11 protein-coding genes are annotated in these 11,062 nt (G+C 62.0%); 6 read left to right on the top strand and 5 right to left on the bottom strand.

The window, feature by feature from the left end; translation table 11 throughout:
* Positions 1 to 516: 516 nt before the first annotated feature.
* Genes H0S73_RS09845 through H0S73_RS09825 form a run of 5 tightly spaced genes read left to right on the top strand, consistent with a single transcriptional unit; the run spans position 517 to position 4,924 of the window.
* A complete protein-coding gene (locus tag H0S73_RS09845; protein ID WP_181052005.1) occupies positions 517 to 1,332 on the top strand; it encodes a cytochrome c oxidase subunit II in 816 nt (271 codons plus the stop codon).
* A 36-nt stretch (positions 1,333 to 1,368) separates the two neighbouring features.
* Positions 1,369 to 3,150, top strand: a complete 1,782-nt coding sequence (gene ctaD / locus H0S73_RS09840) for a cytochrome c oxidase subunit I (protein WP_181052004.1) — start codon at positions 1,369 to 1,371, stop codon at positions 3,148 to 3,150.
* Entirely contained in the window at positions 3,143 to 3,841 is a 699-nt protein-coding gene (locus H0S73_RS09835; RefSeq protein WP_181052003.1) for a cytochrome c oxidase subunit 3, read from the top strand. Before ctaD ends, H0S73_RS09835 begins: the two co-directional genes overlap by 8 nt.
* Before the next feature lie 14 nt (positions 3,842 to 3,855).
* Complete coding sequence (locus tag H0S73_RS09830; protein WP_181052002.1) at positions 3,856 to 4,578, top strand: heme-copper oxidase subunit III family protein; 723 nt, start codon at positions 3,856 to 3,858, stop codon at positions 4,576 to 4,578.
* A gap of 10 nt (positions 4,579 to 4,588) precedes the next feature.
* On the top strand, positions 4,589 to 4,924 hold the full coding sequence (locus tag H0S73_RS09825) for a cytochrome C oxidase subunit IV family protein (RefSeq protein WP_181052001.1): 336 nt from the start codon (positions 4,589 to 4,591) through the stop codon (positions 4,922 to 4,924).
* Between the two features lie 57 nt (positions 4,925 to 4,981).
* Here H0S73_RS09825 and H0S73_RS09820 read toward each other — a convergent pair whose 3' ends face one another.
* The gene (locus H0S73_RS09820) at positions 4,982 to 5,806 is read right to left on the bottom strand and encodes a DUF2189 domain-containing protein (RefSeq protein ID WP_181052000.1); all 825 of its coding nucleotides are present in this window, start codon (positions 5,804 to 5,806) and stop codon (positions 4,982 to 4,984) included.
* Positions 5,807 to 6,071: 265 nt separating this feature from the next.
* On the opposite strand from H0S73_RS09820, the gene tam reads away from it, so the two are divergent.
* Positions 6,072 to 6,845 carry a trans-aconitate 2-methyltransferase gene (gene tam / locus H0S73_RS09815; RefSeq protein ID WP_181054293.1) on the top strand — a complete coding sequence of 258 codons (774 nt, stop codon included), beginning with the start codon at positions 6,072 to 6,074 and terminating at the stop codon, positions 6,843 to 6,845.
* 461 nt (positions 6,846 to 7,306) lie between these two features.
* Here tam and H0S73_RS09810 read toward each other — a convergent pair whose 3' ends face one another.
* The 4 genes from H0S73_RS09810 to H0S73_RS09795 are packed head-to-tail and all read right to left on the bottom strand — an operon-like array spanning position 7,307 to position 11,061.
* Complete coding sequence (locus H0S73_RS09810) at positions 7,307 to 8,674, bottom strand: FGGY-family carbohydrate kinase (protein WP_181051999.1); 1,368 nt, start codon at positions 8,672 to 8,674, stop codon at positions 7,307 to 7,309.
* A 4-nt stretch (positions 8,675 to 8,678) separates the two neighbouring features.
* A complete protein-coding gene (rhaM, locus tag H0S73_RS09805; RefSeq protein WP_181051998.1) occupies positions 8,679 to 9,002 on the bottom strand; it encodes an L-rhamnose mutarotase in 324 nt (107 codons plus the stop codon).
* Positions 8,999 to 10,045: an ABC transporter permease gene (locus H0S73_RS09800; protein WP_181051997.1), complete on the bottom strand. Its 1,047-nt coding sequence runs from the start codon at positions 10,043 to 10,045 to the stop codon at positions 8,999 to 9,001. The genes rhaM and H0S73_RS09800 overlap by 4 nt, the downstream gene beginning before the upstream one ends.
* Positions 10,042 to 11,061, bottom strand: a complete 1,020-nt coding sequence (locus tag H0S73_RS09795; protein WP_181051996.1) for an ABC transporter permease — start codon at positions 11,059 to 11,061, stop codon at positions 10,042 to 10,044. Before H0S73_RS09795 ends, H0S73_RS09800 begins: the two co-directional genes overlap by 4 nt.
* Between the last annotated feature and the right edge of the window lies 1 nt (position 11,062).

Raw genomic sequence — 11,062 nt, 5'->3', positions numbered from 1 at the left:
ACCACAGTTTCCCTAGCGGCAAAACCCTGACCATGTGATTTTGACGGACAGTTGACCGAAGATCACAGGATGCGGAGAGGAAAATATACTGCCAATAGAAGGAATCGGGTTGTGAGCGGAACGGCCATCTTGTGCGTATCGCGACAGCAAGCCTGCTACTTTCGAGAACATCCGGGCCTAACTCGACTGGCGATTTCTCGCCTGCGCCAAATGTGGCGAAAATGAGAACCTTTCCATCTTTCCACCGGAGCAGGGTTAATCTATGCATAACGGCGACCCGATGGCCAAGGCTCATTGACCTGACGGGCCACCGGGTGTAGTTTTTCACTTCATATACTGGTGCAGTCCAAGTTGCTCCTATGTAGAGCGACCGGTGGCAAGCCGGCATTGCCTGCATTTTGTGTTTTGGTTGAAGCTTCCCTTCAAGTGAACCAGCCAAAAACGATGTAATGGCGTACAAGAGTCATTGCCTTCTGCTTCAAATCCGAGGCCTCTCACGGCAAGGATGGGTCAGGAATGGCTGTAGCGCTCGTCTTGGTTCTGGTCGCTGTCGGCTCGGTTCTCTTCCACCTCGTCAGCCCCTGGTGGTGGACTCCGATCGCTTCGAACTGGCGCTATATCGACAACACGATCATCATCACCTTCTGGATCACCGGAGCGGTCTTCGTCGCGGTCGTGCTCTTCATGGCCTATTGCGTCTACCGCTTCCGTCATCAGGCCGGGCGACAGGCGCATTATGAGCCGGAGAACAAAAGGCTCGAATGGTGGCTGACCCTCGTCACCGCCGTCGGAGTCGCCGCCATGCTGACGCCGGGACTATTCGTCTGGCGACAGTTCATCACCGTTCCGGACGATGCGACCGATATCGAAGTTGTGGGCCAGCAATGGCAATGGAGCTTCCGGCTGCCGGGACCTGACGGGAAACTGGCGACGTCCGACGCCCGCTTGATCAGCCCCGACAATCCGCTCGGGATCAACAAGGACGATCCGAAATCGCAGGATGACGTCGTCATCGAAGGCGGCGAACTGCACCTTCCGGTCGGCAAGCCCGTCAAGGCGCTCCTACGTTCCGTCGATGTGATCCACGATTTCTATGTGCCGGAGCTGCGCGCCAAGATGGATCTCGTGCCGGGACAGGTCTCCTATATCTGGTTCACCCCCACGAGAACTGGAAGCTTCGACATTCTCTGCGCGGAACTCTGCGGCGTCGGCCACCCGCAGATGCGCGGAACGCTCGTGATCCAGGAGCAGAGCGATTATCAGGCATGGTTGCAGCATCAGGCTGCGCGCAGCTTCGCGCACCTTTCGCCTGCGAGCGACGTGCCCGATTAAACGGAGATAGAGGAAGCAGCCGGGGAGAGAATCCTGATGGTTGATGTCCCACTTGGTCCAGCCGGCGCGGTCGGACCGTCCGACGTCGAAGATGTCGAGCTCTACCATCCTCACAGCTGGGTGACGAAATACGTCTTCAGCCAGGATGCAAAGGTCATCGCGATCCAGTACGCGTTCGTCGCCCTCTCGGTCGGGCTGATCGCCCTCGTTCTTTCGTGGCTGATGCGGCTCCAGCTCGGTTTTCCGGGCGTCTTCGCCTTCATCGACGCCAATGCCTATTACCAGTTCATCACCATGCACGGCATGATGATGGTGGTCTATGTCCTGACCGCCCTCTTTCTCGGCGGCTTCGGCAATTACCTCATTCCCCTGATGGTCGGCGCGCGCGACATGGTCTTTCCCTATGTCAACATGCTGAGCTTCTGGGTTTATTTCCTCGCCGTGCTGGTTCTCCTCGCGAGCTTCTTCGCGCCGGGCGGCCCCACGGGCGCCGGCTGGACCCTCTATCCACCCCAGGCCATCCTGTCCGGCACGCCCGGCGGGCAGGATTGGGGCATCATCCTGATGCTCTCCTCCCTGATGATCTTCATCATCGGCTTCACCATGGGCGGCTTGAATTATGTGGTGACGGTGCTTCAGGCGCGCGCGCGCGGCATGACGCTGATGCGCATGCCGCTCACCGTCTGGGGGATCTTCACGGCAAGCTTCATGGCATTGCTCGCCTTCCCGGCCCTGTTCGTCGGTGCCGTGATGATGCTTTTCGACCGCGTCTTCGGAACGAGCTTCTTCGTTCCCGCCATCGTCGAGATGGGGCAGCCGCTGGACCGCAGCGGCGGCTCTCCCTTGCTCTTCCAGCACCTGTTCTGGTTCTTCGGGCACCCGGAGGTCTACATCGTCGCCCTGCCCGCCTTCGGCATCGTGTCGGACCTGATCAGCACTCATGCGCGGCGCAACATCTTCGGCTATCGCATGATGGTCTGGGCCCTGCTCGCCATCGGCGCCTTAAGCTTCGTCGTCTGGGCGCACCACATGTATGTGAGCGGCATGAATCCCTATTTCGGATTCTTCTTCGCCACCACGACGCTGATCATCGCCGTACCCACGGCGATCAAGGTCTACAACTGGATCCTGACGCTCTGGCGCGGCAACATCCACCTGACCCTACCGATGCTGTTTGCCCTCGCGTTCATCGTCACCTTCGTGAACGGCGGCCTCACGGGCCTGTTCCTCGGCAATGTGGTGGTGGACGTTCCCCTGTCCGATACGATGTTCGTCGTGGCCCATTTCCACATGGTCATGGGCGTGGCCCCGATCCTCGTGATCTTCGGGGCGATCTATCATTGGTATCCGAAGGTGACCGGGCGCATGCTGAACGAGACGCTCGGAAGGATCCATTTCTGGGTCACGTTCCTTGGCGCCTATGCGATCTTCTTCCCGATGCACTATCTCGGATTGATGGGCATCCCGCGCCGGTACCACGACATCGGCGACATGTCCTTCGTCCCGCCATCGGCCCACACGCTGAACGCCTTCATCACCATCATGGCCCTGATCGTCGGCGCGACGCAGCTGGTCTTCGTGTTCAATCTGTTCTGGAGCCTGCGCCACGGCAGGCTGTCCGGCGGCAATCCCTGGCGCGCGACGACGCTGGAATGGCAGACGCCGGAAACGCCGCCGCCGCACGGCAATTGGGGCAAGACCCTTCCGACGGTCTATCGCTGGGCCTACGATTACAGCGTGCCGGGAGCCGACCAGGATTTCCTGCCGCAGAACCAGCCCGGGATCACCCGCATCGTCCCGGGGGCATCCCATGGGTAGCATCCTCCTGTTCCTGAGCGGTCTCACCGTCATCGGCGCCTGGTGGCTCTCGCGGCAGGGGCTGGCATCGAAGCCCTGGCTGGAGCAGGGAACGGCTGGCGTCTTGCCGGAAGAAACGCCCGCGCCTCCCTACCGGGTCGGCCTCCTCATCCTTCTCGCCGTGATCGGCTCCCTGTTCGCGCTGTTCATCAGCGCCTATGCGATGCGGATGCAACTGCCCGACTGGCGCACCTTGCCGCTGCCGCGCATTCTCTGGCTCAACACGACCATGCTCGCCCTGAGCAGTCTTGCCCTGCACGGCGCGAAGCGCGCGGCCGAACGCGGAGAAATGCCGGAGCTGAGAGCGAGCCTCCTCGCGGGCGGCATATCGGCCCTCGCCTTCCTGTCGGGCCAGCTTCTCGCCTGGCGCCAACTGAGCAACGAGGGCTATGTGCTGGCCGCCAATCCGGCCAATGCCTTTTTCTATATCCTCACCGGCCTGCACGGCCTCCACCTGCTCGGCGGCCTGGCCGCATTGGGCAGGACCATCGAGAAGGCATGGCGCGAACATGCAACGAAACGGCTGCGCCTGTCCGTGGAGCTCTGCGCCACGTACTGGCACTTCCTTCTTCTTGTATGGCTGGTTTTCTTAAGCGTTCTGACAGGCTGGGCGGGCGGTTTCGTGGACATCTGCCGGCAATTGCTGACGTGATAGGAGTTCTGCTCATGGCGGAACAGGCGGCAACGGACTTGCGAGCGACCTATACGGAGGCCTCCGGCCTGCGCAGCATCGCGAGCGACTTCTCCTCGGACCGGCAGGCCTTCAGGAACGTGTCCTGGGGCAAGGCCATGATGTGGATCTTCCTCCTCAGCGACACCTTCGTCTTCAGCTGCTTCCTGATCTCCTACATGACGGCGCGCATGTCCACGACCGTGCCGTGGCCCAACACGAGCGAGGTCTTCGCGCTGACCATCGGAGGCACGTCTCTCCCCCTCATCCTCATCGCCATCATGACCTTCGTCCTGATCAGCAGCAGCGGGACGATGGCGATGGCGGTGAACTTCGGCTACCGGCGGGACCGGAAGAAGACGGCCATCCTGATGCTGGTGACGGCGCTCCTCGGCGCCACCTTCGTCGGCATGCAGGCCTTCGAGTGGACCAAGCTGATCCACGAAGGCGTCCGCCCCTGGGCCAACCCGTGGGGCGCGGCCCAGTTCGGCTCGTCCTTCTTCATGATCACCGGCTTTCACGGCACCCATGTGACCTTCGGCGTGATCTTTCTTCTCGTCATCGCCCGGAAGGTGTGGCGCGGCGATTTCGACCATGAGCGGCGGGGCTTCTTCACGAGCCGGAAGGGGCGTTACGAATCCGTCGAGATCATGGGCCTCTACTGGCACTTCGTCGATCTGGTCTGGGTCTTCATCTTCGCCTTCTTCTATCTCTGGTAAGGGATGCGCCATGGCACAGGCAACCGCACACGCGCAGGGGCAACAACACCCGATCAAGCTCTATCTGGTTGTGTGGGCCTGGCTGTTCGTCCTGAGCGCCTGCTCCTACTTCGTCGATTACTTCCAGGTCCAGGGCCTCCTCCGATACGCCCTGATCGTCCTCTTCATGCTACTGAAGGCCGGCCTCATCGTGGCGATCTTCATGCATATGGCCTGGGAGCGCCTGTCCCTGGTCTATGCCATTCTGGTGCCGATCAGCGCCGTGCTCGTGTTCGTCGCGATCATGACGCTCGAGGCGGATTACACATTGCTGTCACGGATGATCTTCTTCGGACCCGGACCCTGAGCACTCAGAAGGCGGCCCGATCGCCGGACCGCCTTCGATATTCTGCTGAAGATGCGCCTATCTCACCGGGTGCACATCATCGGGATGAGGTGGCTCCACGACCCGGCGATAGAGATGCCACGTCGCGTGTCCGAGAACCGGCATCACGATGGCGAGCCCCACGAAGAGCGGAATGGAGCCGATGAGGAGGGCAGCGGCGACGATAAGGCCCCACAGGGCCATGGTGAGCGGGTTCATGGCCACGGCCTTGACGGAAGTGTAGACGGCAACGGCCGCCCCCACATCCCGGTCCAGAAGAAGCGGGAACGAGATCACGCTGATGCTCAGCACCGCCACGGCGAAGACGAAGCCGAGGATGTTGCCCCAGACGATCAGCCGCATGCCCTCCGACGTCGTGAGAACCTGATTGATCAGCCCCGCATAGGAATCGGGCACCGCATAGCCGAAAATCGATTGGTAAAGCATCCGGGCGGTCGTCAGCCATGTCAGGAAGATCACCAGCAGCAGGACGCCGAGCGCGAGAATCGACGGGATCGAAGGCGACTTCAGAACAGTGAACGCATCCTGCCAGGAAGTCGACAAGCCGAGTTCGCGCCTCCGGCTGATCTCATAGAGACCGATGCCTGCAATCGGCCCGATCAGCGCGAAGCCCGAAGCCAAGGGATAGAGAAGCGGCAGCGCATTGTTGCTGAAGGTGAGCGCGGCCAGACAGACGCCGACGACGGGATAGATCAATCCCAGGAATACCAGATGCGACGGCATGGCCCAGAAATCGTCGAAGCCCTTTGCCAGGGCCTCCTTTAAATCGGCAGGCGTGATCTTTCTGACAACCGGATGCGCCGGAGCTTCGCTTGCGCCGGCGACAATATGAAAATTGGCCATAATCGCTCCTCCAGGGCTGAACCTTGGCAGTCGGGCTCTCGGCCTTGCGCACATCGTCCGGGGTCACGCATAGCCGCAACCTGTCTATGCAAGTATACGCCGAAACAATATGGCTGTCGCGTCGGTTTTCGCCGATAAGGATTTGTCGGTTCATACGATCCGCCGAAGCACTTTCACGCGGTCGCAGCGCTCCTCGCGGGGCGCCGGAAATCCTCCAGGATGGCCGATGCCGACATGGCGCAACGAAGACGAGGGAGATGATCCGTTGGTCGATTGGGATGCGGGACAATATCTGAAGTTCGAGGATGAGCGCACGCGGCCTTCCCTCGACCTGCTCAAGCGGGTGCCCCTGGACACGCCAGCGAGCTGTGTCGATCTCGGATGCGGCCCCGGGAACAGCACGGAGCTGATCGCCCGGCGCTACCCCGCAGCGCGCATCATCGGCCTCGACACGTCACCGGACATGCTCGCTAAGGCGAAAGCGCGACTGCCGGGTCTGCGCTTCGAGGAAGCGGACATCGCGCAGTGGCAGACCAGCGAGCGCTTCGATCTGATCTTCGCCAATGCCGTGCTGCAATGGCTTCCAGGCCATTCCGCCCTTCTCAAGCGTCTCGTTTCCTTGTTGGCGGATGGCGGATGCCTCGCCGTTCAGATGCCGAACAACCTGAACGAGCCTTCGCACCGCCTCATGGCCCAGGTCGCGCAGGACGGCCCATGGGCGGAAACGCTGTCCGCCGCGGCCACGGCAAGGGAGAGGATCGGATCCTTCGAGGATTACTACAACTGGCTGCGGCAGGCAGGATGCTCGGTCGATCTCTGGCAAACGACCTATGTTCATCCCCTCGACGGAGCAGCTTCCATCGTCGAATGGTTCAAGAGCACCGGCCTGAAACCCTATATCGACCCGCTATCGCCGGAGGAGCGCTCCGATTTTCTGCGCCGCTACGAAGCGGTCGTCGCGGAAGCCTATCCGGTCCAATCCGATGGAAAGGTCCTGCTGCGCTTCCCGCGGCTCTTCTTCGTCGCTCAGCGCCGGTGAAACGAGAGGATCGAGCCAAGCGTGCGTTCTGCGCTTGAGCCCGATGATTCAACGCTATCGGCAATCATAAGCCTCGAGAGGGGATCGAAGGCAGATTACCCGGATGATCCTCAATCAGGCTCTCTGCTCTTCCGCCGTGCGCTGCACGCGCACCGAGCGCCTTCTCTCGCGTCTCAGACGCTTCATCAGAGCGATCGATGCAACCATTGTCCGCTCAAGCTCCGACAGGATGGTATTCGTTTCGACAGGGAGTGATAGGTTCTTTCGTTCCAACTTCATCGGCAACCTGTTTGCTCTACAACACTACAACTGAATGTAACCCAGCTAAGCGTCGCAGTGCGGCTGCAATGTGGCAGGCTGAGAGCAATAGAGGATCATTGATCCATGGAAAAACGTATTACCACCTGCCATTCCATAAACGATATAGCGATTTAATACTTCGCAAGATCGGGTCGCTCCGATCAACTCATCTTCAAATGAGCATTCCACTCTGCGCGATAAAGCTGAAAGTCGCTCGGCAGCCGAGTTGAGGACGTTCTCTGTCCTTCCCGATGCGATCCTCGATTGGGCGATATCAGCGCGAGGAGCGCCGCGCCGACGCTGGTTCCGGTGGAACTGGAAACGGCAATGACCTGACGCCCGGTCGCGCTTCCCAAGGCCTCTGCATAGAGGGCATTGCGTGCGAAAGGTCCCTCCACGATGATCGGCCCCGCCGCGCGGGTGAGATCGAGACAGGCCTGCGTCATCAGGGCCGTGTAGAGCGAAGCCGCAACATAGATTTCATCTTCATCGAGATTGCCGGACGCATTGACGAGACGATGCACGGCGTCGGGGAACGGCCCGCATCCGGGCACGACGCTCGGTGTCATGAGAATGCGCCGTTCGACCACATGGAGGGTCGCCTCGGGCGTCGCCTCGCCCCTCCCTTTCGTCAATATTTCGAACTCGCGACCGCCCATGAAACGCGCGGACGGCACCGCGCGCCCGAGAGCGTCCACGTTGGCGAGAGTGTCCCGCGTCGGATCGAGGTGGTCGAGGTCGCCGCCGACCGCGAAGATCACGACCCATGTTCCCGTGGAGACGACCGCGAACGGCGCCTCATGCTGGCCTAGATGAGGCAGGAGCGAAGCGTTCGAGTCGTGAATGCCGCAATAGACGGGCACGGGCCGTGCAAGCCCGATCCTCGCGCCGATCTCACCGGTTACATGGCCCAGGAGGTCCGAAGGCCTTCCGACGGGGGCGAGCCTGCCAGCGATGTCGAGCCTGTCGACGAGGGAGGAAAAGCGCCCCTCCTTCGGCCTCCAGAGATCGGTGTGACAGCCGAGGGACGTGACGTCGGTCGCCGCCACTCCCGTCAGTCGCCAGCCCCAATACTGGGGATAGGTCACGATGGTCCGCACTCTGCTGAAGGCTTCGGAGAACGCCGTTTTCTGATAGTGCAGTTGCGCCCCGAGATTGAGCCCGCCGGGCAGACGCGGCGAGAAGGTCTCCGAGAAATCCGGCCTGATGGCGTCATAGGCCGCATCGATCTCCGCCGGATAGCGGAACTCGTAATCGATCACCGGAAGAGCGAGACCGCCGTCTCCCAGGAGCGCCCCGCTCGCGCCGTGGGCCGTGATCGAAATGGCGTCGAACCCATGTTCGGCGTGGAGTTCCTTCAAAGACTGCAGGAAGAACGCGAAGATCCCATCCACGTCGAAATGCGGATAGGGCTCGCTGGTCAGCACCCGGTTGGGACGCGTGCGGGCGGCGATCTCGCGCCGCCCCTCGGCATCGACGATGACGGCCTTCACATTGGTCTTGCCGACATCGAGCACTGCGACTTTCATGGGCTCACGCCATATGGAAGACGGTGACGAGAGGCGTGTCGACCGGCGAATTGTCGGGATTCGTCGCCATGATGTCGGCCATGTGAGCCCACCAGCGCTCCATGACCGGATGGTTCGGCAGATCCGCCATGCGGTGATCCGAGCGCCGCCATAGAACCCCGAAGAGAATGCCGGTTTCCCGGTCGAGATGGATCGAGTAATCCTCGATTCCGGCCTCCTTCAGAAGCTCCACGAGTTCGGGCCAGATCTCGTCATGGCGGCGGCGGTACTCATCCTCCATGCCTGGGTTGAGCTGCATCTTGAAGGCGTGTTTCTCTTTTCCAGTCATGCGGCGGCCTTTAGGCGGATTCGGCGGATGAGGATCGGCAGCGCGATCACGAGGATCAGCAGCAGGCCGATGAAGATCGACATGACGATGCCCGGGATGTTGAGGAGACCGAGGCCGAAGGTGACGAGGCCCATGACGATGGCGGCCAGCACCACGCCCGGGATGGTGCCCGAGCCTCCGAGGATGCTCACGCCGCCGAGCACCGCCATGGTAACCACCTCGAGTTCCCATCCCGCCGCGATGGTGTGACGGGTCGAGCCCAGCCTCGATGTGAGGCACACGGCCGCGAAGCCGCTCATGAGACCAGTCAGCAGGAAGAGCATGAACTTCGTGCGCCGAACCGGGACGCCGGAGAATTGCGCGGCAAAGGCGTTGTTGCCGATAGCGTAGATCCGCCGTCCGAAAGCGGTCCGGTGGAGCAGGACACCGAAGATGAGCGCGAGCACCACAAAGGCGACCATCTCGAATGTGACGACCTCGAAACCGGGCAGAGTCGGCCACCAGGCAAAGTCGGACATGTAGCCTTGGCCGAACCAGGCGAAGCTCGCAGGATAGCCGCCATAGGCCTGGTCGCCGAGCACGCTCTGGGCGATGCCGCGAAACAGGCTCATGGTGCCGATGGTCACGACGATGGACGGAAGCCCGATGCGCGCCACCAGGAGGCCATTGAAGGCTCCGCAGAGCAGCCCGACACCGAGGCCGACTCCCACGAGAGCCGGCGTCTGGAAGCCGGCCTGCGCGGCCGCTCCCATGGCGGTCGAGGCCAGGGCGATGATGGCCGCGACGGAAAGATCGATCTCTCCGGAGATGATCAGGAGCGTCATCGCGAAGGCGATCATCGCCTTCTCGGTGAAGTTGTAGGTCGCGTCCGACAGGTTCCACGGATCGAGGAAGTGCGGCGACGCGAACGAGTTCGCGATGAAGATCGCGATGGCGACAGCCGCGAGCAGGGTCTCCCAGCTGCCGAGGATCCGGCCCGCCGGCGTCGAGAGCCTGTCGGGGATATGGCGCGGCGGCTGCTTCTCGAAAGCCAGCGTGCTCATGCGGCGGCTCCTTCGGCCGGAACCTCGGCCAGGAGCGGCCTGCTCTTCGCGGCGTCGCGGAGGATGAGACGCCCCTTCCGCTTCTCCTGCCGCGCATTGAAGAGAACCGCCACGATGATGACGAGGCCGGAAATCGCCATCTGCCAGAACGGCGAGACGTTGATCACCGGCAACGCGTTCTTGATCACGCCGAGGAACAGGGCTCCGAGGATCGCGCCGCCCACGGACCCGATGCCGCCGAGAGTCGAGATCCCGCCGATCACGCAGGCCGCGACCGTGTCGAGCTCGAAGCCGGCTGCGATATCCACATAGGCGACCGCATAGCGGGATACCCAGAGATAGCCGCAGAGGCCCGCGAGCGCGCCCGACATCACGAAGGCGAAGAAGCGCGTGCGCCCCACATCGATTCCCGCATAGAGCGCCGCCGTCGGATTGCCGCCGGACGCGTAGAGGGCGCGGCCGAAGACAGTGCGCGTGAAGACGAGAGCGACGAGCGCGATCGCCAGGATCGCCGTCCAGCCGAGCAGCGGCAGGCCGAGCACGACGATGCGCGGCGTGTTGAGGAAGGTCGCGGTCATCTGGGTCTGGTTGACCCAGGCTCCGCCCGAGAGCACGAAGGCCATGCCGCGATAGATCGTGAGCGTGCCGAGCGTCGCGACGATGGACGGAATGCCGATCTTCCAGACCATGAGGCCGTTGATGGCGCCGAGGACCGCGCCGATGCCCATGGCCATGACGATCAGGACAGGCAGCGGGATCTGCGGATAGGCCGCGTTCATCATGGCAATGGCCATGCCGGTGAAGGACAGGTTCGCGGCCACCGACAGGTCGATGGACTTGGTGAGGATCACCGCCATCTGGCCGAGCGCCAGGATCATCAGGATCGATGTATCGTTGAAGATATTGGCAAGGTTCTCGGGCGAGGCGAAGCCCGGCGCGCGCGACGAGAAGACCGCGATCAGCACGACGATGATCGCCGCCAGCAGGATTTCACGGTATTTCAGGATTTGGCTCATC

The organism is Microvirga mediterraneensis (assembly GCF_013520865.1).
GTDB lineage: Bacteria > Pseudomonadota > Alphaproteobacteria > Rhizobiales > Beijerinckiaceae > Microvirga > Microvirga mediterraneensis.
Note: the sequence above shows the minus strand (reverse complement) of the source record. Positions and strands in the feature narration are given on the sequence as shown.